Annotated in this window: 26 protein-coding genes; 10 read left to right on the top strand and 16 right to left on the bottom strand. The window is 63.5% G+C overall.

All coding sequences use genetic code 11. The features are described 5' to 3' along the window. Positions 1–19 precede the first annotated feature (19 nt). Entirely contained in the window at positions 20–1,234 is a 1,215-nt protein-coding gene (locus tag ACQ4N9_RS16760; protein ID WP_390971016.1) for a glycosyltransferase family 4 protein, read from the top strand. A gap of 30 nt (positions 1,235–1,264) precedes the next feature. Here ACQ4N9_RS16760 and cobF read toward each other — a convergent pair whose 3' ends face one another. Both cobF and ACQ4N9_RS16750 read right to left on the bottom strand, forming a co-directional pair. Further along, on the bottom strand, positions 1,265–2,014 hold the full coding sequence (gene cobF / locus ACQ4N9_RS16755) for a precorrin-6A synthase (deacetylating) (RefSeq protein WP_390971014.1): 750 nt from the start codon (positions 2,012–2,014) through the stop codon (positions 1,265–1,267). A gap of 65 nt (positions 2,015–2,079) precedes the next feature. Next, positions 2,080–3,369 carry an OprD family porin gene (locus ACQ4N9_RS16750; protein WP_390971012.1) on the bottom strand — a complete coding sequence of 430 codons (1,290 nt, stop codon included), beginning with the start codon at positions 3,367–3,369 and terminating at the stop codon, positions 2,080–2,082. Between the two features lie 356 nt (positions 3,370–3,725). On the opposite strand from ACQ4N9_RS16750, the gene ACQ4N9_RS16745 reads away from it, so the two are divergent. From ACQ4N9_RS16745 to ACQ4N9_RS16735, 3 genes are all read left to right on the top strand, one after another. Beyond that, a complete protein-coding gene (locus ACQ4N9_RS16745; RefSeq protein WP_110994653.1) occupies positions 3,726–4,085 on the top strand; it encodes a histone-like nucleoid-structuring protein, MvaT/MvaU family in 360 nt (119 codons plus the stop codon). A 350-nt stretch (positions 4,086–4,435) separates the two neighbouring features. Beyond that, entirely contained in the window at positions 4,436–4,963 is a 528-nt protein-coding gene (gene gloA, locus ACQ4N9_RS16740; RefSeq protein ID WP_390971010.1) for a lactoylglutathione lyase, read from the top strand. 94 nt (positions 4,964–5,057) lie between these two features. Further along, a complete protein-coding gene (locus ACQ4N9_RS16735) occupies positions 5,058–5,300 on the top strand; it encodes a hypothetical protein (RefSeq protein ID WP_125463705.1) in 243 nt (80 codons plus the stop codon). 205 nt (positions 5,301–5,505) lie between these two features. On the opposite strand, the gene ACQ4N9_RS16730 is transcribed toward ACQ4N9_RS16735, so the two are convergent. Then, positions 5,506–6,327: a shikimate 5-dehydrogenase gene (locus ACQ4N9_RS16730; protein WP_390971008.1), complete on the bottom strand. Its 822-nt coding sequence runs from the start codon at positions 6,325–6,327 to the stop codon at positions 5,506–5,508. Positions 6,328–6,489: 162 nt separating this feature from the next. On the opposite strand from ACQ4N9_RS16730, the gene ACQ4N9_RS16725 reads away from it, so the two are divergent. The 4 genes from ACQ4N9_RS16725 to ACQ4N9_RS16710 all read left to right on the top strand — a co-directional run bounded on the left by ACQ4N9_RS16725 (position 6,490) and on the right by ACQ4N9_RS16710 (position 8,640). After that, entirely contained in the window at positions 6,490–6,834 is a 345-nt protein-coding gene (locus ACQ4N9_RS16725) for a hypothetical protein (protein WP_110994624.1), read from the top strand. A gap of 101 nt (positions 6,835–6,935) precedes the next feature. After that, positions 6,936–7,118, top strand: coding sequence for a hypothetical protein (locus ACQ4N9_RS16720; RefSeq protein ID WP_390971006.1), 183 nt, complete (start codon positions 6,936–6,938; stop codon positions 7,116–7,118). Between the two features lie 157 nt (positions 7,119–7,275). Further along, positions 7,276–7,602: a DUF2388 domain-containing protein gene (locus tag ACQ4N9_RS16715; RefSeq protein ID WP_390971004.1), complete on the top strand. Its 327-nt coding sequence runs from the start codon at positions 7,276–7,278 to the stop codon at positions 7,600–7,602. Between the two features lie 213 nt (positions 7,603–7,815). Further along, on the top strand, positions 7,816–8,640 hold the full coding sequence (locus tag ACQ4N9_RS16710) for a hypothetical protein (protein WP_390971002.1): 825 nt from the start codon (positions 7,816–7,818) through the stop codon (positions 8,638–8,640). A 141-nt stretch (positions 8,641–8,781) separates the two neighbouring features. On the opposite strand, the gene ACQ4N9_RS16705 is transcribed toward ACQ4N9_RS16710, so the two are convergent. Further along, complete coding sequence (locus ACQ4N9_RS16705; protein WP_390970999.1) at positions 8,782–9,078, bottom strand: hypothetical protein; 297 nt, start codon at positions 9,076–9,078, stop codon at positions 8,782–8,784. Positions 9,079–9,350: 272 nt separating this feature from the next. Between ACQ4N9_RS16705 and pbpG the strand changes: the two genes are divergently transcribed. Then, positions 9,351–10,277, top strand: a complete 927-nt coding sequence (pbpG, locus tag ACQ4N9_RS16700) for a D-alanyl-D-alanine endopeptidase (RefSeq protein WP_390970997.1) — start codon at positions 9,351–9,353, stop codon at positions 10,275–10,277. Between the two features lie 36 nt (positions 10,278–10,313). Here pbpG and ACQ4N9_RS16695 read toward each other — a convergent pair whose 3' ends face one another. Continuing rightward, positions 10,314–10,946, bottom strand: a complete 633-nt coding sequence (locus ACQ4N9_RS16695) for a LysE family translocator (RefSeq protein WP_390970995.1) — start codon at positions 10,944–10,946, stop codon at positions 10,314–10,316. A 413-nt stretch (positions 10,947–11,359) separates the two neighbouring features. Here ACQ4N9_RS16695 and ACQ4N9_RS16690 point away from each other — a divergent pair, with 413 nt between their 5' ends. Then, on the top strand, positions 11,360–11,593 hold the full coding sequence (locus tag ACQ4N9_RS16690; RefSeq protein WP_390971053.1) for a hypothetical protein: 234 nt from the start codon (positions 11,360–11,362) through the stop codon (positions 11,591–11,593). 139 nt (positions 11,594–11,732) lie between these two features. Here the strand turns inward: ACQ4N9_RS16690 and ACQ4N9_RS16685 are convergent, their stop codons facing one another. The 11 genes from ACQ4N9_RS16685 to ACQ4N9_RS16635 form a co-directional block, all read right to left on the bottom strand. Further along, positions 11,733–12,638 (bottom strand): LysR family transcriptional regulator, encoded by a 906-nt coding sequence (locus ACQ4N9_RS16685; protein ID WP_153786428.1) that lies wholly within the window; start codon positions 12,636–12,638, stop codon positions 11,733–11,735. Between the two features lie 227 nt (positions 12,639–12,865). Beyond that, complete coding sequence (locus ACQ4N9_RS16680; protein WP_390970993.1) at positions 12,866–13,012, bottom strand: hypothetical protein; 147 nt, start codon at positions 13,010–13,012, stop codon at positions 12,866–12,868. Between the two features lie 222 nt (positions 13,013–13,234). Then, positions 13,235–13,477 (bottom strand): hypothetical protein, encoded by a 243-nt coding sequence (locus ACQ4N9_RS16675; RefSeq protein ID WP_390970991.1) that lies wholly within the window; start codon positions 13,475–13,477, stop codon positions 13,235–13,237. A 157-nt stretch (positions 13,478–13,634) separates the two neighbouring features. Then, a complete protein-coding gene (gene ureG, locus ACQ4N9_RS16670; protein WP_390970990.1) occupies positions 13,635–14,258 on the bottom strand; it encodes an urease accessory protein UreG in 624 nt (207 codons plus the stop codon). Between the two features lie 11 nt (positions 14,259–14,269). After that, on the bottom strand, positions 14,270–14,944 hold the full coding sequence (locus tag ACQ4N9_RS16665; RefSeq protein WP_390970988.1) for an urease accessory protein UreF: 675 nt from the start codon (positions 14,942–14,944) through the stop codon (positions 14,270–14,272). Further along, positions 14,944–15,489, bottom strand: a complete 546-nt coding sequence (locus ACQ4N9_RS16660; protein ID WP_153786423.1) for a HupE/UreJ family protein — start codon at positions 15,487–15,489, stop codon at positions 14,944–14,946. Before ACQ4N9_RS16660 ends, ACQ4N9_RS16665 begins: the two co-directional genes overlap by 1 nt. A 19-nt stretch (positions 15,490–15,508) precedes the next feature. Next, positions 15,509–16,000, bottom strand: coding sequence for an urease accessory protein UreE (ureE, locus tag ACQ4N9_RS16655; RefSeq protein ID WP_125464412.1), 492 nt, complete (start codon positions 15,998–16,000; stop codon positions 15,509–15,511). Positions 16,001–16,110: 110 nt separating this feature from the next. Beyond that, positions 16,111–17,814, bottom strand: a complete 1,704-nt coding sequence (ureC, locus tag ACQ4N9_RS16650) for an urease subunit alpha (protein WP_258704507.1) — start codon at positions 17,812–17,814, stop codon at positions 16,111–16,113. Then, entirely contained in the window at positions 17,811–18,128 is a 318-nt protein-coding gene (locus ACQ4N9_RS16645) for an urease subunit beta (RefSeq protein ID WP_125861332.1), read from the bottom strand. The genes ureC and ACQ4N9_RS16645 overlap by 4 nt, the downstream gene beginning before the upstream one ends. Before the next feature lie 10 nt (positions 18,129–18,138). Next, a complete protein-coding gene (locus ACQ4N9_RS16640; protein ID WP_390970985.1) occupies positions 18,139–18,441 on the bottom strand; it encodes an urease subunit gamma in 303 nt (100 codons plus the stop codon). 11 nt (positions 18,442–18,452) lie between these two features. Further along, on the bottom strand, positions 18,453–19,286 hold the full coding sequence (locus tag ACQ4N9_RS16635; RefSeq protein ID WP_390970983.1) for an urease accessory protein UreD: 834 nt from the start codon (positions 19,284–19,286) through the stop codon (positions 18,453–18,455). Positions 19,287–19,353: the final 67 nt, after the last annotated feature.

Below are 19,353 nucleotides of genomic sequence, written 5' to 3'. Positions count from 1 at the left end.
GCCCCAAGGCCCTCCCCCCATGCCCCATCTCCTGGTCCTCAGCCACAGCTGGCCCGAGTCACAGGCCTGCAGCGCCGGCCAGCACCTGCAGCAGATTCTCCAAACCTTCCTGGCCGGCGGCTGGCAGGTTACCTTCGCCAGCTCGGCCCAACCCTGCGAGCGCAAGGCCGACCTGGCGGCACTTGGCGTGATCGAGCAGCACATCCGCGCTGATGATCAGGGCTTCTTCGCCAGCCAGGCCGCAGACGTGGTGCTGTTCGACAGTTTCACCAGCGAAGAGCGCTACGCCAGCCAGGTCACCCAACACATCCCCCAAGCCCTGCGCGTGCTGCTCACCGGCGGCCTGCAAAGCCTGCGCGAGACGCGCCAGCAACTGCTGCGCCGCCGCCTGATCGAAGGCCTCGACCCAAACGACTTCCGCGCCCTGTTCGCCACCAGCGGCCCGGACCTGTATCGGCAGATGGCGCCCAGCGAACTGACCCAACGTGAACTGGCGGCCATCTGGCGCTGCGACCTGACGCTAATCACCTCGCAAGCCGAGTTCGACCTGCTGGTCAACGGCTTCGGTGTGCCGGATTTCCTGCTGCATTACTGCCCGCCGATGGTCGAGCCAGCCGTTACCTCGCGCCCGTTCGCCGAGCGCCAGCACTTCGTGTGCCTGGGCGACTTCGCCTCGGCGGCCCAGCATGATGCGCTGCTGTGGCTCAGGCACAACCTCTGGCCGGTGCTGCGCCGCCAGCTGCCTGAAGCGCAGCTGTACCTCCACGGCGCCAACCCGTCAGCCAGGAGCATGGCCTTGCATGCGCCGGAGCAGGGTTTGCATGTGATGGGCGAGGTGGCATGTGTCGAGACACTGCTGGGCAGCGCCCGTGTATACCTGGCGCCACTACGGTCCGGCGCGGGCATCGACGGCCCGCTGCTCGAGGCGCTGCGCCATGGCACGCCCTGCGTGACCACCCCGGTGGGTGCTGTAGGTATCCAAGGGCAGCACCCCTGGCCGGGCAGCGTTGCCGACACCGCCGAAGGGCTGGCCAAGGCGGCCGCGCAGCTGTACGGCGACGCGGCACAGTGGCAACGGGCGCATGACGCCTGCGAGCCGCTGCTCAAGGCACGCTTCGACCGCCAGCGGCATGCCACCGTGCTGCTCGGGCGTATTGAACACAGCCTCGTGCATATGCAAGAACAGCGGCTGTACAACTTCGTCGGGGCCATGCTGCGGCGCGAACGCCGCTAACCGGCTGCCTGCCAACGCGGCAGCCCGGCCTCAGGATTCGCGGCGCAACAGGTAGGTGTCCATGATCCAGCCCTTGCGCCGCCGGGCCTGCTCACGAGCGTCGAGGATCTGCGCCTTGACCTGTTGCAGCGGCCCGGCAATCAACAGCTCGTCGGCCGTGCTCAGGTAGGCACCCCAGTAGATCGTCAGTTGCGGGTCCTCCAGTGCGGCAAACGCGCACTGGCCATCGAGCATCACCAGCACATTGTCGATCTGCGCCTGCCCAGCCAGGCGACGACCCGGCAGTACGGTCAACGGCTCGCCGATGCGATTGAGGGGAACCTGATGCCTGGCCGCCAGGGCCTGGATACTGCTGATACCGGGAATCACCTCAAGCCCCAGCGCAAGGCCACGCTGACGCACGAGCTCGAGGATGCGCAAGGTGCTGTCATATAGCCCCGGCTCACCCCAGAGCAGGAAAGCGCCGACATCATCGGCACCGAGCTCGTCCTCGATCAGCCGGGCATACAGCGCGGCGCGCTGCACGTGCCAGTCGTGCACGGCCGCAACGTAGTCCGCTGCCTGGGCATCGCGCCGTGGGTCGGCGACCTGTACCAGGCGATAGCCGCCATCAGGCAGGTAGCGTTCGAGGATGGTTTTGCGCAGGCCCACCAGTTCGTCCTTCTCCTGCCCCTTGTCGAGCACGAAGAACACCGTGGCACGGCCCATGGCCTCGACGGCCTCGTAGGTGACCTGGCGCGGGTCGCCCGGGCCGATACCAATCAACAGAAGTTGCTTCATCACCTGCCCTGCCTGGTTACCGGCGGTCATTCTCGGATGGCCACCGGTATTTGGCAAAGGGGGGCTTAGAACACCGAGAAGTTGTAGCTGACAATAACCCGCGTCTCGTCCATGTCCCGCGCCCACTTTTCGTAGTTGCTGCGGTAAGTGGAGTTGCGCAGGCGCACGCTGACATCCTTGAAGGTGCCGCTTTGCACCTGATACTTGAGCTCGGTGTCGCGCTCCCACTCTTTGCCTTCGGCAGTGCTGCCCGGCACCTTGATGTTGTCGCCGTTGATATAGCGGGTGAAGAACGTCAGGCCGGGAACGCCAATGGCCTTGAAGTCGTAGTCGTAACGCAGCTGCCAGGAGCGCTCCTGGGCGGCGGCGAAGTCGTTGACCTGGGCGTAGTTGACCAGGTACGGGTTGGTGCCGTCGAGGTACGGCATGGCGCTTTCGCCATACATGCGCTGCCAGCCGGCACTGAGCTTGTGGCCGCCCAGGCTGTAGCCGAGCATGCCGCTGAAGGCACGGTGGTCGATGTTGCCTGCGCGGGCGTTGCCGATGTCATCGCTCTTGATCAGGCGCAGGTCGGCCGACAGCGTACCCACCTGCAGCGGCTGGCTGGCAACCAGGCCGAGGAAGTGTTGGCGATAGATGTTCTCGAGCTTGGACACCTGGTACTGGGCGCTGACACGTTCGTTGAAGCGGTAATCGATACCGCCCAGGTCGAAGTGGTTGGCCTCGATATCGCAGGCATAGCGCTTGTTCTTGCAGTGCACGCGGATGTCCTGGCGGTCGGTGGAATCCCGCGCGGTGTACTGGTTCAGGCGCGCCAGGGTGAACTTGAGGTCACGCACTTCTTCGGAGGTGAGCCAGGCACCGTGGAACATGGTCGGCAACAAACGGCCATCGTTGTACTTGAGCAGGGGTACATCCGGCATCATCGAACCGTACTTGAGCACGGTCTCGGAGACCTTCAGCTTGCCGGCAATTCCCATCTTGGCGTACTGGTCGGCGGAGTGGCGCGGGTCATGCCCGGACGACGGCAGCAGCCCGCTGTTACTGTCAGCCGGGCTGGAATCCAGTTTGAAACCGAACATCCCCAAGGCATCCACCCCGAACCCTACCGGGCCTTGGGTATACCCGGACTGGACATTGAGGATGAACCCTTGCGCCCACTCTTCGCGCTTCGACGCGCCCTGGCTGGAACTGCTGTGACCATCACGGAAGTCGCGGTTGAAATAGACATTGCGGGCTTCGATCTTGGCACTGCTGTCTTCAACAAAACCGGCGGCCTGGGCACTGACACCGGCGCACAGCAAGAACAAGCCGGCAACACTGCGCCCGGGGGCGAGAGGAAAAGGGGCAAACATGCGAGGGAACATCCAGAGAAAGGCAAAAAACAATCCGGGCAGTCACCTGCACCGGCACTACGCGATGAACGAACAGATCTCGACCATCATCGCCAATTTTGCCCCGAAGGCTCTGGAATGAGCCATTGGACCATGGTCTAGCGCAGCCGAGAACAGCTGTTGAAGCAATTTCAAAGCGGTTGCGAAAAACCGGCAAAGTTCCCGGATAATCAATTGAAAGTTTACTGTTTACCCCCCTGCCCGCGACTACTACACTCACTAACAGCGAACAGCAATACCCACCCGCGTGGCCGGCGTCTAGTGTGATTTCCATGTTCGTTACGCCATGCCACGGCAGACTTACAGGAGTGATGACAGTGTCCAGACTTGCAGAGTTTCGTGCTGCCGAAAAAGCGCTACAGGAACAGATGGCACAACTGGAAGCGCTGAAAAAGGATGCCGGCCTCAAACGCGAAATCGAATTCGAGCAGAAACTAGTCGGCCTGATGAAAAGCTATGACAAGAGCCTGCGCGACATCATCGCCATTCTCGACCCCAAAGCGACCGCGCGGGGCCCGGCAGTTGCCGCCAAACAGCAACGCCGCCCGCGTGTGGTGAAGGTGTACGAGAACCCCCACACCGGCGAGCTGATCGAGACCAAAGGCGGCAACCACCGTGGGCTGAAGGCCTGGAAAGAACAGTACGGGGCGCAGACCGTGGAAAGCTGGGTTCGCTGATGAAATATCAACACCCGCTTCACACATTTTTCACAAGCGCTGTAACAGTATCGAACCAGCTAAAGGACTAGCGACCCCATCACGCGCCCGCACATGCGGGCCTCTAATTCCGGCGCCCTGCACTCGTGCAGGGCGCTTTCGTTTGCGCTCGAGGCTCACTGCCGTATCATGCCCGTCTGTATTTAGGCTTTGTACGAAAAGTGCCTGCGCGACGATCATGCTGCGTTGAAAACAGGCTCGGAATGCTCATTGACAACCAGTCAACTCCGCTTCCTCGCCTGTTTTCGCCTTGCCTGATCGCCGCTCGGCGACTTTTCGTACAAACCCTAGGCCCTGATTCTGGAGTTCCCATGAGCCTGCATGATCTGAACACCCTGCCCGGCGTCACCGCCCAGCCAGACACCGCCACCGCCCGATTCGTATTCAACCACACCATGCTGCGGGTCAAGGACATCGAGAAATCGCTGGACTTCTACACCCGTGTACTGGGCTTCCGCCTAGTGGACAAGCGCGACTTCCCGGAAGCGGCCTTCAGCCTGTATTTCCTGGCCCTGGTCGACCCGGCGCAGATCCCTGCCGACGACGCCGAGCGCCACCAGTGGATGAAATCGATCCCTGGCGTGCTCGAACTGACCCACAACCACGGCACCGAGAACGACCCTGAGTTCGCCTACCACAACGGCAACACCGACCCGCGCGGCTTTGGCCACATCTGCATTTCGGTGCCGGACGTACGCGAAGCCTGCGCGCGTTTCGAGGCGCTGGACGTGCCCTTCCAGAAGCGCCTGGCCGATGGCCGCATGAACCACCTGGCCTTCGTCAAGGACCCGGATGGTTACTGGGTCGAAGTCATCCAACCGACCGCGCTGAAAGACTGACAGACGGCGCTCGCGCTCGTCGGGCCGGGAACTACCGGCCCCTTGCCGTGGTATATGGAAGTAACCCTTCCATAGCCACAGCGAGGTAAGGACGATGCAAACCCTTCACTGTGAATACCGCGAGCACACCATCACCGCCAGTGTGATGCCCCACCCCGATTCCCCCCTGCCCTATGCCGCCGGCTGCCTGATTACCGATCCAGGCGGGCATACCAGCAAGCGCCTGTCGCTGCCGATGAAATTCTTCGCCGACCTGGAGAACGCCCAGCATGTGTCACTGGCCCATGGGCGAGCGCTGGTGGACCATCAGTTGGATGACGGGCACAAGGTGTTTTGAGCCCAACGTATGCACGCCCACTGTAGGAGCGGCCTTGTGCCGCGAAAGGGCTGCGCAGCAGCCCCGGGATCTCCAAACCATGCTGAGATTGCTGGGGCCGCGTTGCGGCCCTTTTGCGGCACAAGGCCGCTCCTACAGTAAACAGTTGCTCCCACCCCGACCGAGCTGACTTCAAGCCATGCGTACCCTGTGGGGGCCGCTGCGTTCAGCCGCCCTGGGCAAACGCCACCGCCGCCGCCACCTGCTCGTCCGTCGGCCGCACCCCGGTATACAGCACGAACTGCTCCAGCGCCTGCAGGGCAATCACCTCAAGCCCGCTGATCACCGGCTTGCCCAGCGTTTCCGCCCGCTGGATCAGCGGTGTGCGCGCTGGCATCGCCACCACGTCGAACACCCGCTCGGCCGCGGCAATCGCATTTTCCGAAAACGCCAGCTGATCGGCCTCTGGCCCGCCAGCCATGCCGATCGGCGTGACATTGACCAGCATCGGCGGGCATAGATCGCCCAGCTCGGGCAACCAACGATAGCCACAGACATCCGCCAGGTGCCGCCCGGCCTGTTCGTTGCGGGCGACGATGGTGCCGTCGGCAAAGCCCGCGTCACGCAGCGCGCTGGCCACCGCCTTGGCCATGCCACCGCTGCCGCGCAAGGCAAAGCCGGTGCCAGGGTCGACCTGGTGGCGCTGCAGCAGCTGGCGTACCGCCAGATAGTCGGTGTTGTAGGCCTTGAGGTGACCGTCGGTGTTGACCAGCGTGTTGACCGACTCGATCGCCAGCGCAGACGGATCGACCTCATCCACCAGCGCCATGCAAGCCTCCTTGTACGGCATCGACACACCGCAGCCGCGAATGCCCAGGGCGCGGATGCCGGCCACCGCGGCCGGCAGGTCCTGGGTGGTCATGGCCTTGTAGTAGTAATCCAGCCCGAGCTGCTGGTAGAGGTGATTGTGAAAGCGCACGCCGAAGGTACCGGGGCGTCCGGCCAGGGAAATGCACAGCACGGTGGCGCTGCTGGGGGAAGGATTCATTGCCGCTCCTGTCGAGGCTGCTGAAACGATTGACTGAGCGTAACAGAGGTAGCCGCCGGTCGCCCCTTACACAACCTTTACCCTTCCCCTGCGCTCACTTGACCCTGACTGCGGTCATAGTAATCAGGCCCCAAGCGTGGGGTTGTCTTGCGAGGATTGACCATGAAGCGTTTCATCCCCGGAATCGCCCTGCTGGTCGGCGCGCTGGCCGTCAGCGGGCAGGCGTCCGCCCACGGTGGCGGCTGGTATGGCCCGGGGCCGGTGATCGGCGCGGCAGTGGTGGGCGCGGTGGTCGGGGCAGCCGTCAGCGGTGGGCATGACCGTACCGTCTACGTCGAGCGCCAGCCCGCCTATTACCCACCGCCACCGGTGTATGTGCAGGCACCGCCGCCGCCCGTTTACTACCAGCCGTATGTGGTCGAACAGTATGTGCCGGCACCGCCGCCACCGGTGTATCGCCGCTACTACGGCCCGCCGCCGGTCTACTACGGCCCGCCTCGCTGGTAGTCGGCACAGTTGATGAAATCAATGACCACTATCGAAGCCATCGATTTCAAACCTTCACGGCGTCTGCGTAATGTGGGGCCATGTTTCACAGGAGATCCCCCATGGCCCCGATCCAGATCATGTCCGTCATCGGCAGCGCCGTACCGGCCAGCCTGCGTGCCCAAGGCCAACTGGCGTGCTGGTACCTGATGCGCAACGGCGAAGCCATCAGCGGCCCGTTGACCACCCGCTCCTCGGCCGAGACCCTGGCCGGGCAGTTGCTCGACAACTGCCTTATTGCCTGAACCGAATCTGTTGTTGTGTGTTGCTCCCCCAAGCGTCCCCTCGCCCGCCTTCATGGCGGGCTTTTTTTGCCTGCGCAAAACAGCGGCGGCTTCTGCGCGGCAACCAGGCCTGCTAGGGTGGCAAACTTTCAACCAGGCAGCAGGGAGGCGCCAGGGCATGGATGCTTGGAAGATAATGGCGATCGCGCTGCTTGCATCGTCAAGCAACAGTGCATTGGCAGAGCCCCGTGACAACCCGTTCGACCAGGCACTGTTCATCACCACGATAGCGCCATCGATCCTTGTTGCGGGAACCACCGGGCTGACGACGCTGATCCCCGAGATCTTCAAGTCTGCCAAGTCAGATGCTCTGGCCTTCATTGGTTCGAACGAGGGTATTCGCGGCGCACAGTTCGAACAGGCAGTGCGCCATTACCATGAAAGCGCTCCTGCGCCATTAATGAATGACCAGCAATTGGCCTTGACGATCGTGACGACATATTGACTTGCAGGATCAAACAACCACGCGTTGCGCGCTTTGGCTACAAGGCATTCGACAGCGACTCAGCAGTACTCCGGCAGTGTTCGTCGGGTTTCGCTGAGCTTAAGTGCGTTGCCAATCCCACGAAATCCTTGGGTTTCGTCACGCTCAAACTAAAGAATTGGAGGCGCCTGCCGACGCACTCTAAATCCAGGATGGCGACGAAAGGGATTTTCCATGAGTAACATTCCGACATTCAATTCATTTACTGTCACCGACAACAAATCCATCCAGATTTGGCGGGCAACCAAGCCCACCGAGGTCAACCCAAGCCAAGTAGCGACGGTGAATGAAGATGGTGACCAGATAGAAGTCGGCAACCACGTACACATTAGCCAAGAGGCATTGGATAAATACAGCAACTACGCCGAAGCGCTGAAGGCGGCCGCCTCTGCCGGTGCCGAGCATGCGCTTTCTGGTGGAGCCAAGATCCTCGACCCTGATGCACTGGGGGAGGAAGAAAGCAGGCAGTTAGTTTCCAGCATGTCCAGGGACTCCATTGCCATACAGTGGGATACGATCAACCAGAAGTTGGCGTCCATGGAGGTAGCACATGTTCGCCGCCGCGCTGCGGACGCGCAGATCGAATCGACTTATCTAGATGTCCTTGAAAAAGTCTCTACCGACCACCCTGATTTAAGGGGGCTATCCTTCGGTTTCAGTGTCAACGCGGCCAGGGAAATAGTCCTGGTGAACGCTGACGAACTCAGCAAGGACCAAGCGGACCGGCTGCTCAAGGTACTGAATGGATCTGAACGCCTGGTAAAACAGGCCAATGAGTTAGCCGACGCTCAGATTGAAGTCTTCGACGCAGAGAGTTTCAGTGCCACGATAGCGTTCAATCGACAAAACTACGCCAAGACCATTGATATCAGTGCGCAAATCCTGGCTAAAGTTGAGGCTCGCAAAGCGCCCCGGGATGGTTCCGCAGTCGAAGTGCATCAAAGGAACTGGAATAACAACTGGAGGCAGCAGTTGTGGGCCAAGGGAGAGCGGGTATAACCGCGCACGTCTCGCCGTTGAAGCGCAGAGCCTGTGAGTGACTGGCAAGTTCACTCACAGGTCGGCCCAGTCATGGCCTATATCGCATCGGATAAGGCCTGCTGATCCGCAACTAGAACTTCGGCTCTGCCCGACAGCGCCTCAAGAGCCATCACCCTTCACCTGGCAGATGCCATTGGCTCGGTTCTTACCGGTATAGGAAACGCTCGCAGAGCCGTCCGGGTTGATCGACAGCGAGATCGTCACACCGCTGCCCTTGGCTTCGAAGTAGTTGTCGTTGAACCTCTTCAGCTTGCCTTCCTTGCCATTGATGTAGATAGGGCCACCCTTGTCGGCGTGCACCTCGATGTTGCCTGGGCACGTGGCGTTCACTAGCGGAATTCCAGCCTGAGCAGCGCCCGACGCAACCAGCATGACACCCAGCAGTAGTCGCCTCATCTCACATTCCTTGAGTGGATTGATCGAGACGGAAGCAGTAGTCCAATTTGGCGCTGGCCGCCAGCGCCCTGCACCAACGACCGGGCCAAAAATCGCCAAGCCGGAAGAGAAGGTAATGGGTACAGAATCGGTACAGGATTAAATTTCGTTCACCTTGCGCCCTTTGGATATAAGGCATTCGACAGCCTTTAAGCCATACTCCACAATGCATCGGTTTTTGGGGGAAAACCCTTGCACAGCCAACGACATACCAACATTTAGTGAGCCTCAACGTGAAAACTTCCCTGTCCATCCTCAGCCTGCTGCTGTTGCTCACAGGTACTGCGACCCTCCCGTCGACCGCTGCTGCACAACCCCCGGCCCAGGCCCAACGTGACCCCAGCAAGTTGCACCTGGCCTCCGGCAGCGCCCTGCTGATCGACCTCAACACCAACCAGGAGCTGTACGCCAGCCACGCCGATCGCGTGCGCCCCATCGCCTCGGTCACCAAGCTGATGACCGCGATGGTCGTGCTCGACGCCAAGCTGCCCATGGACGAAATGCTCAGCATGACCATCGCCAACAACCCGGAGATGAAAGGCGTGTATTCGCGGGTGCGCCTGGGTAGCGAGCTGAACCGTCGCGAGACGCTGCTGATTACCCTGATGTCGTCGGAGAACCGCGCCGCCACCACCCTGGCCAACCACTACCCTGGTGGCTACGGCGCGTTCATCAAGGCCATGAACGCCAAGGCCCGCGCACTGGGCATGAGCCATACCCGCTACGTCGAGCCGACCGGCCTGTCGACGCTGAACGTGTCAACCGCCCAGGACCTGGCCAAACTGCTGATGGCCTCGCGCAAGTACCCGATGCTCGGCGAACTCTCGACCACCCCGGAAAAGACCGTGGCGTTCCGCAAACCCAACTACACCCTGGGCTTTCGTAACACCGATCACCTGGTCAACAAGAGCAACTGGGACATCAAGCTGACCAAGACCGGCTTCACCAACGAGGCGGGCCACTGCCTGGTGCTGCTGACCCGGATGGACAACCGCCCGGTGGCCATGGTGATTCTCGACGCCTACGGCAAGTACACCCACTTCGCCGATGCCAGCCGCATGCGCCAATGGCTGGAAACCGGTAGCGCCAAGGCGGCACCGTCGGTGGCCATGCAGTACAAGAGCGAGCGCCAGACCCGCCCGCGCCTGGTTCAGGACTGAAAGCCCGCGCCGCCCCGCAGGACGCGGGGCACGCCTTCAGCGGCGGCCTTCGGCCAGCATGCGCACGGCCAGCCCCGCCAGCACGGTCCCCATCAGCCAACGCTGAACCTGCTGCCACACCGGCCGCCCGGCGAGAAACACCGCGATGGAGCCGGCCATCACTGCGATCAACGCATTCACCGACACACTGATCATGATCTGCGTGCAGCCCAGCGCCAGCGACTGGGCCAGCACACTGCCGTGGCCCGGTTCGATGAACTGTGGCATCAGCGACAGGTACATCACCGCGATCTTGGGGTTGAGCAGGCTGGTCAACAGGCCCATGCCGAACAACCGGCGCGGGCTGTCCGCCGGCAGGTCGCGCACCTGGAACGGCGAGCGGCCACCCGGGCGCAGCGCCTGCCAGGCCAGGTACAGCAAGTACACTGCACCGCCGATGCGCAACGCGTCGTAGGCCAGCGGCACCGCCATCACCAACGCGGTGATGCCCAGTGCCGCGCACAGCATGTAGATAACGAACCCCAGGGCCACACCACCCAACGAAATCAGCCCGGCCGCACGGCCCTGGCAGATCGAGCGGGAGATCAGGTAGATCATGTTCGGGCCGGGGGTGAGGACCATGCCCAGGCAGATCAGGGCGAAGGCCAGCAGGCTGGTGAAATCAGGCATCGTGCACGTCCTTGTGGTGGTGAGTGGGCGAAGTGTATCCGCAGATGATCCCGCCTTGAAACGCCGATCCATGCCCGGTAACCTTTGCGCGCTGCTGTAAGTCCAGCGGCCGGGTTTGGTAGCCCGCGATCAATCAAGGCGCACAAGCGCCCGCTCTGCGATTCAGTTGGCGTTTTTTTGTGCCCGCGGTTTCGTTCAATGGCGGCTGTGCGTAGGGCGCCTCCGTGCGCGCCGGTTTCCTTGATTCCCGGTCTACCAACCTACGTACAGCCGTCACCATTCGTTTGGTAGCGATATGTGGCGGCTCCATTGAATCAAGGAGCGACACAATGACAAAAGGCTTACCTGATCCCCCTGCCCGCGCCACCACGGCGCATGCCGACTTCGGCAACTGCGAGTGCAGCCACCCTTCTTTGTTCGCGGTACGCGATGGCGTCGATTTCGAGGATGCGCTGGTGCACCTGTCCACCCTGCTCAAGGGGGCATTCGCGACCAATCTGAAAGCGATGGAACTGGCGACCGGCACCTGCCGGGATCTGCTGCTGGCCAACGACCATGGGCTGGATGCGGCCAAGGCGGTGGTCGAGGCGCTGCTTGATGGTGTGCAGATGCAGCAAGTGAAGAATGCACGAGGACGAACAGGCTGACGTTCGAGTGCAGGGCGATGAGGTCGCAGCACTCTGAAGAGCGAGCGCCGCCCGCGCGGCGCATCGCGGGGCAAGCCCACACGCTTAAACTGGCGTGGGAGCAGCGGTGCGCCGATGCGACTTGCCCCGCGATACTTATTCAGAACCTGGCCAGTTCTTCCCGGCAAAACTCCACGAACAGCTGTGCCGGCTTGGTCAACTGCACCCGTTTCAGGTGCGCCGCGGCCAGCCCCGACAGCGTCACCGGCTCGGCAATATCCAACATCACCAGGCGCTGGCCGTCATAGGTGAACTCGGTATGCGGCCGGGTCACCAGCAGCGAAAACCCGAAGCCCTGCCCCACCATCCCGCGCACCATCTCGATCGACGGCGAACTGAAGACGATGTTCGGCGTGAGCCCCAGTTCGTTGAACAGGCTGACGAAGTAGGTACGGCTGGGCGCCACGTCGAGCAGGATCATCGGCTCCGGGCACAGGTCGCGCAGCGACACCTGGGCCTGGCCGGCAAAGCGGTGTTTCTCCGGCAACAGCACGTAGGGCTTCTGCGGCGGCATCAGCGGCTCGGCTTCGATTGTGCCGTCCAGGTCATGGTCGTAGAGGAACGCAAGGTCGAAGGTTCCGGCGGTCAGGCCCTGGATCAGCTCCTGCTGCTCACCGTCGCGCAGGCGGATGTCCACCCCGGGGTAACGTGCGCGAAAACCGGCGATCAGTCGTGGCAGGTAAAGCGGCGCCACGGTCTCGAAACAGCCGATATCGATATGCCCGGCCACCGTGTCGTTGTCGGCCAGGGCGTTCTGTTCGAACTCGTGGGCCATCTGCAGCAAGGCGCGGGTTTTGGCGTAGAAACGCTTGCCGCTGGGGGTCAGTGACACGCCCTGGGCGTGATGACGAATGAACAGCTGTACGCCAAAACTTTCTTCCAGGCTCTTGATCGCCGTGGAGATGGACGGTTGGGCGATGTACAGCTGACGCGAGGCTTCGGCAACGCTGCCGGCCTCTACGGTGGTGACGAAGTACTTGAGTTGACGCAGGGTGTATGAAGCCATGGGTACCTCTGTGGCGCCGTGGCCGGCACGCTGGGATTTTTCCCACAAGCTTACTCTGTGTGACCGGGTCTCGGACGGTTGTGGCAGGCAAGGATTAACCTAGGGGTTGAGCATATTATTTGTTGCGCTGAACTTGGCCCTCGCTACGATTCTCGAATACTGGATAGAACCTCCCGACGGCCCCGGAACATCCCAGGACCGTCGAGTGGTTTCAAAAGGCTGACGACTCAGTCGAAGTCAAAGTCAGGCTGACAGTGGCCCATCGGAGTCCGGTATGTGCCTTCTGGGCAAGGGGGAATGTACCCACCATACGCGTGGGCCAGTTGGCTCAGGCCAGCAGTGGTCAACAGGGCGATCAGGACGAGCTTTTTCATACATGTTTCCTTGAGTGGGATTTCTGCTTTTAGCGGCGGCAGGTGAGTTGTCTTACTCCCCTGCCGACAGCCAGACAGACCTTATCCTTCGGTCCAAACCTACGACTTTAGGTAAAGCCCCACGCATGCCTCGGAAACTTAACGACACCTCGTAGGAACAACTTATGCCACAGCGCTACGCCTCCTGCGCGACCGCATGAACATCCACCAAACGCGCAAGGTTCAATCAAAATCGAATGACGGCTGACAATGCCCCATCGGGGTGCGCAAGGTGCCTTTCGGGCAAGCCATTCGTGGGACGCCGAGGCTCGCCAAGCGAATGCTCACGCCAGGGGCAGCGTTGCGCGGGGCAAACGGCGAAATGGCCTCACGCTCGGCCACATCCCGCGGTGTGGGCTCCTGGCCATAGGCAACCTGGAGCACACTTGCAGCGGCCAACAGCGCGATTGTTGCGATCTTTCTCATTGCGACTCCTTGAATGGGCTTCGCTGGCGAGTCGTGCCAACGTCAAAGACTCTAGACCTGAACCTTGCCACTGCATTCAGGTGAAGGCCGATGCGCCCCCGGAAATCCTTTCTTGTTTTGTAGGAGCGCCCTCGCAAGCCCAAGATCGCAAGCGCATTCAAGCTCTTTCGCCGAGCATCCCCCGCTCAACGATGAAGTCGATCACCGCCTGCAACCCGTCGCCCTTCTTCAGGTTGCTGAAGGTCCAGGGTCGCTCGGGGCGCATGCGGTTGGTGTCGCGCTCCATCACCTCCAGCGAGGCACCGACGTAGGGCGCCAGGTCTGTCTTGTTGATCACCAGGAAGTCCGACTTGGTGATGCCTGGCCCACCCTTGCGCGGGATCTTCTCGCCTTCGGCGACGTCGATCACGTAGATGGTCAGGTCGGCAAGCTCAGGGCTGAAGGTGGCGCTGAGGTTGTCGCCGCCGCTCTCGACGAAGATCACTTCAAGGTTGCCGAACTTGCGCGCCAGCCCCTCCACGGCCGCGAGGTTCATCGAGGCATCCTCGCGGATCGCGGTATGCGGGCAGCCACCGGTTTCCACGCCGACAATGCGCTCGGGCTCCAACGCGCCGGCCTCGGTGAGGATGCGCTGGTCTTCCTTGGTATAGATATCGTTGGTCACCACGGCAATCTGGTAGTGATCGCGCATGGCCTTGCACAGGCATTCGAGCAGCGCGGTCTTGCCGGACCCGACCGGGCCGCCGACACCGACGCGCAGGGGTTGCTGGTAGTTTTCCATCTAGGCAGTCCTCAGGAACGGAACAAACGGGTGTATTGGGTTTCGTGGCGTGACGAAGCGATGGCCAGCAGTGGCAGGCCACCGCCGAGCTGGTCGTCGTCCAGCGCCAGGGCTTGATCGAGTACCGCAGGCAACGCCTCGCCCAGATCACGCAGCAGGCTCTGCGCCGCTTGCTGGCCGAACGGCACCAGCTTGACCCCGGCCATCACCGCCCCCTCCAGCCAGGCAAAGCCAAGGCCGAGGGCGAGCTGGCGCAGCGGGATCGACCAGTGCGCGCCAAGCCAGGCCATGCCGCCAAGCTGGCTGAGTTCAAGGCTGGGCCGCCAGGCCGGCGCCTGGCCCAGTTGCCAGCCATCGAGCAGGCGCGCCAGGGCGCTGCCGCGCTGCTGCTCTTCAAGGCGCAGCTCGGCGGTTTCGCGGTTGGCCAGCAGAAAGCGGCTCCAGTGCGCGAAGGCTTGGGCGTCGCCCGCCTGGCAGGCACGGTACAGGCGCGCCAGCAGCGGCCAGTCGAGGTAGCCGAGGGTGTCGTGCAGCTGTTCACGCTGCCAGGCGGCGAAGCTGGCGGTATCCCGTACCCAGCCGGCTTCGACCGCCCACTCCAGGCCCTGCGAGTAGGTAAAGCCCCCCACCGGCAGGCCGGGGCTGGCCAGCTGCAGCAGGCGCAGCAGCGCCAGGTCGCTGTTCATCAGCCGGCCAGCACCAGCGCGGCACCGGCCAGCAGGCCGCCGCCGAAGGCCTTCTGCAGGCCGGCATGGCGGCGCAGCAGGCAACCGACGGCAAAGCCTGCGGCCAGCAGCAAGCCGCTGACGGTGACGAAGCCGGCGCTGAACTGCCAGAACGCGCTGGGCGTGGCCTCGACGCCATGGGCCCAGCCATGGAACAGGGCGAACACCGGCATGATCAGCGACAGCAGCAGTTGGCGGCTGGGCAGCAGCATGGCCGCGGCGGCCACCAGCAGGGAGCCGAGGATCATCTGCTCCATGCCGACCACATCACCGAACAGATGGCCGCACACCGCGCCGCCGAACATGGCCGCCAAGGTGGCCAGCGGCAGGGCCAGGGTGCGGCCGGTCAACGCGGCGAGCACGCCGGTGCCGAGCAGCATCAGCAAATGATCGAGGCCGGTCAGCGGGTGCAGCAGGCCATCTTGCAACGGGTTGGCGTCGTGGCCTGGGTGGGCGAAGGCCGGCAGGGCCACCATCAGCAGCATCAGGGCGAAAGTCTTTTTCATGGTCAGCTCCAGGAGGTGTTCAGGAATGGGCTTGCAGGCGCACGAAGGGATGGTCGTGAGCGTGGCTATGGCTGTGGCTATGCGGTGCGCTCTGGTAGGCGCCGGCCTCGGGCTCGAACGGCGCCTGTTCGGCAGCCACCGTCAGCCCCAGGCCACGCAGCATGTCGTCGAGCACATGGTCGTGCTGGTAACGCAGCAAGCCCGGTTCGATCTGCAACGGCACATGGCGGTTGCCCAGGTGGTAGGCGGCGCGCGCCAGCAGGTGCGGGTCGCTGCAACGCACGGTGGATACCGCTTCGGGCGCGGCGAGCACACGAATCACCTGGCCGCCTTCGGCATCGGCGAGCAGCTCGCCACCGCGCAGCAGGTGGCCGCGTTCGAGCATCAAACCGGCATCACGGCCGTCGTCGAGGGTCACGCGCAGGCGGCTCTTGATGCGGCTGTCGACAGTCAGGGTGACGCTGCCGGTCACCGTTTCGGCGTCGGCGACCCTGCGGGTTAGTACGATCATGTTCACTCCTTTCAAACAAATCGGTCTTGCGGGCCTGGGGACGTGGGAACGGCGGTGCCATCCATCGCGGGGCAAGCCCGCTCCCACAGATACCCGTCCAGCCAAACCATTCAAAACAGGAAATAACGCTGGGCCAGCGGCAGTTCGCTGGCCGGCTCGCACACCAGCAGCTCGCCGTCGGCACGTACCTGGTAGGTCTGTGAGTCGACCTCGATCACTGGCTGCAGGGTGTTGTGCAGCATGTCTGCCTTGCGCACCTGTCGGCAGCCGCGGGCCACGCCGATCAGGCTTTGCAGCTTCAGCTCCTCGGGCAGGCCACGGTCCATGGCGGCCTGGGACAGGAAGGTCATGCGCGTGGCATGCCGCGCCGCGCCCAGGGCTCCGAACATCGGACGGTAGTGCACCGGCTGCGGCGTAGGGATCGAGCCGTTGATATCGCCCATGGGCGCGGTGACGATCATGCCGCCCTTGATCACCAGCGCCGGCTTGACCGCGAAAAACGCCGGTGCCCACAGCACCAGGTCGGCCAGCTTGCCCACCTCCACCGAGCCGACCTCGTGGCCGATGCCATGGGTCAGCGCCGGGTTGATGGTGTACTTGGCGATGTAGCGCTTGACCCGGAAGTTGTCGCTGTAGCTGCTGTCCGGCGCCAGCGGGCCGCGGCGCAGCTTCATCTGGTGCGCCACCTGCCAGGTGCGCAGCACCACCTCGCCGACCCGGCCCATGGCCTGGGAGTCGGACGAGGTCATGGCGAAGGCGCCCATGTCGTGGAGGATGTCCTCGGCGGCGATGGTCTCGCGGCGGATGCGCGACTCGGCGAAGGCCACGTCCTCGGCGATGCTCGGGTCCAGGTGGTGGCAGACCATCAGCATGTCCAGGTGCTCATCCACCGTGTTGACGGTGTACGGCAGGGTCGGGTTGGTCGATGACGGCAGCACGTTGGCCTGCCCCGCCGCACGGATGATGTCCGGGGCGTGGCCACCGCCGGCACCTTCGGTGTGGAAGGTGTGGATGGTGCGATCGCCTATGGCGGCCAGGGTGTCTTCGATGCAACCGGACTCGTTCAAGGTGTCGGTGTGGATCGCCACCTGGATGTCCATTTCTTCGGCCACGCCCAGGCAGCAGTCGATCGCCGCCGGGGTCGAGCCCCAGTCCTCGTGGAGCTTGAGGCCCACCGCACCGGCGGCGATCTGCTCGCGCAGCGCCTCGGGGCGCGAGGCGTTGCCCTTGCCCAGCAGGCCGATATTGATCGGCAGGCTGTCGGCGGCCTGGAGCATGCGCGCCAGGTACCAGGGCCCGGGGGTGCAGGTGGTGGCGTTGGTGCCGGTGGCCGGCCCGGTGCCGCCCCCGATGAAGGTGGTGACGCCGCTGGTCAGCGCTTCTTCCACCTGCTGCGGGCAGATGAAATGAATGTGCGAGTCGATGCCACCGGCGGTGACGATCTTGCCCTCGGCGGCGATCACCTCGGTGCCCGGCCCGACCGCCACGGTCACACCGGGCTGCACGTCGGGGTTGCCGGCCTTGCCGATTGCGGCGATGCGCCCGTGCTTGACGCCGATATCGGCCTTGACGATGCCCCAGTGGTCGATGATCAGCGCGTTGGTCAGCACCAGGTCCATGGCCTCGGCCGCCAGCATCTGGCCCTGGCCCATGCCGTCGCGGATCACCTTGCCGCCGCCGAACTTGACCTCTTCGCCATAGACCGTGAAGTCTTTCTCCACCTCCACCCACAGCGCGGTGTCGGCCAGGCGCACGCGATCGCCGACGGTGGGGCCGAACATGTCGGCATAGGCCCGACGGGAAATACGGCTCATACCTTGCTCTCCAGCGCGCCCATCACCTTGCCCTGGAAGCCATACACTTCACGCTTGCCGGCATAGGCCACCAACTGCACGGTGCGCGCCTGGCCCGGCTCGAAACGCACGGCGGTGCCGGCCGGGATGTCCAGGCGAAAGCCCAGGGCCGGCTCGCGCTCGAACACCAGGCAATCGTTGACTTCATAAAAGTGGTAGTGCGAGCCGACTTGCACCGGCCGGTCGCCATGGTTGGCCACACTGACGCTGACCGTGGCGCGGCCGACGTTGAGTTCGATGTCGCCGGCGGCGACCTGGATTTCTCCGGGGATCATGGGCAGCACCTCAGACGATAGGGTCATGCACGGTCACCAGCTTGGTGCCGTCGGGGAATGTGGCTTCGACCTGGACGTCGTGGAGCATCTCCGGCACGCCCTCCATCACCTGTTCGCGCACCAGCACTTCGCGGCCCAGGCTCATCAGCTCGGCCACCGTGCGGCCATCGCGGGCGCCTTCGAGCACCGCCGCGCTGATCAGCGCCACGGCCTCCGGGTAGTTGAGCTTCAGGCCACGGGCCAGGCGCCGTTCGGCCAGCAAGGCGGCGGTGAACAGCAGCAGTTTGTCTTTCTCTCTTGGGGTCAGCTCCATGGAGGCTCTCTTCAGGTGGCCCAGATGCGCGGCGGGCAAGGCGCCAGGCCGAGCACGGCCGGGCGCAGCAAGTGCCAGAGGCGCTGCAGGTGGTGTTGCAGGTGTTGGTTGTCGTGGTCGAGCAGGCGGATCACCAGCAGTGGCCCGAGCAGGGTTGCGCCGGCCGGCGTGGGCAGTTCATCCAGCAGTGCGCGCACCTGCTCCAGCACCTGTGCGTTCGCAGGCGCTGCACAGAAGGTGGCGAGCAATGGGTGGCCGCCGAGCTTGTCCAGGCGCCCGCCGTCGATGCGCAGGCGCTCGTGCAAGCCGGGGTCGTCGGGCAGTTCGATGCACAGCCGGCTGTCGAGGGCGCCCTGCTCGAACCGTTCATTCATCACCGGGCGGCCCAGGCACAGGGTTTCCCAGGCCAGCAGGCGGGCACCGGGCGCCAGGGTGAAACGGCTGTCGAGGCTGGCGCGGGCACCATTGAAGAAGATGCTGTCCTGGGGCAGCCACTCCAGGGTGCTGCCGGCCGCCAGGTGGAAGCGCTGCGCCAGCCGTGCGGTCGGGCCGATGCTGCGGTAGAACTTGCTGGCGCCGGGCATGGTCAGCAGCGCGTGGCTGCCCGCTTCAAGGTGAATGTCCAGCTCCAGGCGGTCACCGGCCACGATGCCGCCAGGCGGGTGCAGCACATAAACGTGGCATGGGGCGCCCTCGGGGTAGAACGGCCGCTGCACCAAAAGAGGTCCGACATGGCGGCGCGCACCAAGCCGGGTCACGCCCTCGCGCTGGACGAAGCGCAGCTGCAGGTGCGCGCTCCAGCCCGCCTGCTCATCGTGTGCCGTGTGCGGCTCCGGCAAGGACATGCAAAACCCCCGTCATCCGTGGCCTGGGCCGCTCTGGCGTGGCGTCTTGAACACCATGCCAGCGCGG

Source organism: Pseudomonas sp. ES1 (genome assembly GCF_050586605.1).
Taxonomy (GTDB): domain Bacteria; phylum Pseudomonadota; class Gammaproteobacteria; order Pseudomonadales; family Pseudomonadaceae; genus Aquipseudomonas; species Aquipseudomonas sichuanensis.
The sequence above is the reverse complement of the archived record's forward strand: the minus strand, read 5'-3'. Positions and strand labels throughout refer to the sequence as shown.

Bases quoted from the DNA above. Each gene is read 5' to 3' on its own strand.
- gloA (WP_390971010.1), top strand. From the start codon at position 4,436: ATGAGCCTGCATGATCTGAACACCCTGCCCGGCGTCACCGCCCAGCCA.
- ACQ4N9_RS16710 (WP_390971002.1), top strand. From the start codon at position 7,816: ATGAGTAACATTCCGACATTCAATTCATTTACTGTCACCGACAACAAA.
- ACQ4N9_RS16750 (WP_390971012.1), bottom strand. From the start codon at position 3,369: ATGTTTGCCCCTTTTCCTCTCGCCCCCGGGCGCAGTGTTGCCGGCTTG.
- ACQ4N9_RS16760 (WP_390971016.1), top strand. From the start codon at position 20: ATGCCCCATCTCCTGGTCCTCAGCCACAGCTGGCCCGAGTCACAGGCC.
- ACQ4N9_RS16720 (WP_390971006.1), top strand. From the start codon at position 6,936: ATGGCCCCGATCCAGATCATGTCCGTCATCGGCAGCGCCGTACCGGCC.
- ureE (WP_125464412.1), bottom strand. From the start codon at position 16,000: ATGATCGTACTAACCCGCAGGGTCGCCGACGCCGAAACGGTGACCGGC.
- ACQ4N9_RS16730 (WP_390971008.1), bottom strand. From the start codon at position 6,327: ATGAATCCTTCCCCCAGCAGCGCCACCGTGCTGTGCATTTCCCTGGCC.
- ACQ4N9_RS16685 (WP_153786428.1), bottom strand. From the start codon at position 12,638: ATGGCTTCATACACCCTGCGTCAACTCAAGTACTTCGTCACCACCGTA.
- ACQ4N9_RS16680 (WP_390970993.1), bottom strand. From the start codon at position 13,012: ATGAAAAAGCTCGTCCTGATCGCCCTGTTGACCACTGCTGGCCTGAGC.
- ACQ4N9_RS16645 (WP_125861332.1), bottom strand. From the start codon at position 18,128: ATGATCCCCGGAGAAATCCAGGTCGCCGCCGGCGACATCGAACTCAAC.
- ACQ4N9_RS16640 (WP_390970985.1), bottom strand. From the start codon at position 18,441: ATGGAGCTGACCCCAAGAGAGAAAGACAAACTGCTGCTGTTCACCGCC.
- ureC (WP_258704507.1), bottom strand. From the start codon at position 17,814: ATGAGCCGTATTTCCCGTCGGGCCTATGCCGACATGTTCGGCCCCACC.
- ACQ4N9_RS16665 (WP_390970988.1), bottom strand. From the start codon at position 14,944: ATGAACAGCGACCTGGCGCTGCTGCGCCTGCTGCAGCTGGCCAGCCCC.
- ACQ4N9_RS16660 (WP_153786423.1), bottom strand. From the start codon at position 15,489: ATGAAAAAGACTTTCGCCCTGATGCTGCTGATGGTGGCCCTGCCGGCC.
- ACQ4N9_RS16725 (WP_110994624.1), top strand. From the start codon at position 6,490: ATGAAGCGTTTCATCCCCGGAATCGCCCTGCTGGTCGGCGCGCTGGCC.
- ACQ4N9_RS16715 (WP_390971004.1), top strand. From the start codon at position 7,276: ATGGATGCTTGGAAGATAATGGCGATCGCGCTGCTTGCATCGTCAAGC.
- cobF (WP_390971014.1), bottom strand. From the start codon at position 2,014: ATGAAGCAACTTCTGTTGATTGGTATCGGCCCGGGCGACCCGCGCCAG.
- ACQ4N9_RS16675 (WP_390970991.1), bottom strand. From the start codon at position 13,477: ATGAGAAAGATCGCAACAATCGCGCTGTTGGCCGCTGCAAGTGTGCTC.
- ACQ4N9_RS16735 (WP_125463705.1), top strand. From the start codon at position 5,058: ATGCAAACCCTTCACTGTGAATACCGCGAGCACACCATCACCGCCAGT.
- ACQ4N9_RS16635 (WP_390970983.1), bottom strand. From the start codon at position 19,286: ATGTCCTTGCCGGAGCCGCACACGGCACACGATGAGCAGGCGGGCTGG.
- ACQ4N9_RS16705 (WP_390970999.1), bottom strand. From the start codon at position 9,078: ATGAGGCGACTACTGCTGGGTGTCATGCTGGTTGCGTCGGGCGCTGCT.
- ACQ4N9_RS16695 (WP_390970995.1), bottom strand. From the start codon at position 10,946: ATGCCTGATTTCACCAGCCTGCTGGCCTTCGCCCTGATCTGCCTGGGC.
- ureG (WP_390970990.1), bottom strand. From the start codon at position 14,258: ATGGAAAACTACCAGCAACCCCTGCGCGTCGGTGTCGGCGGCCCGGTC.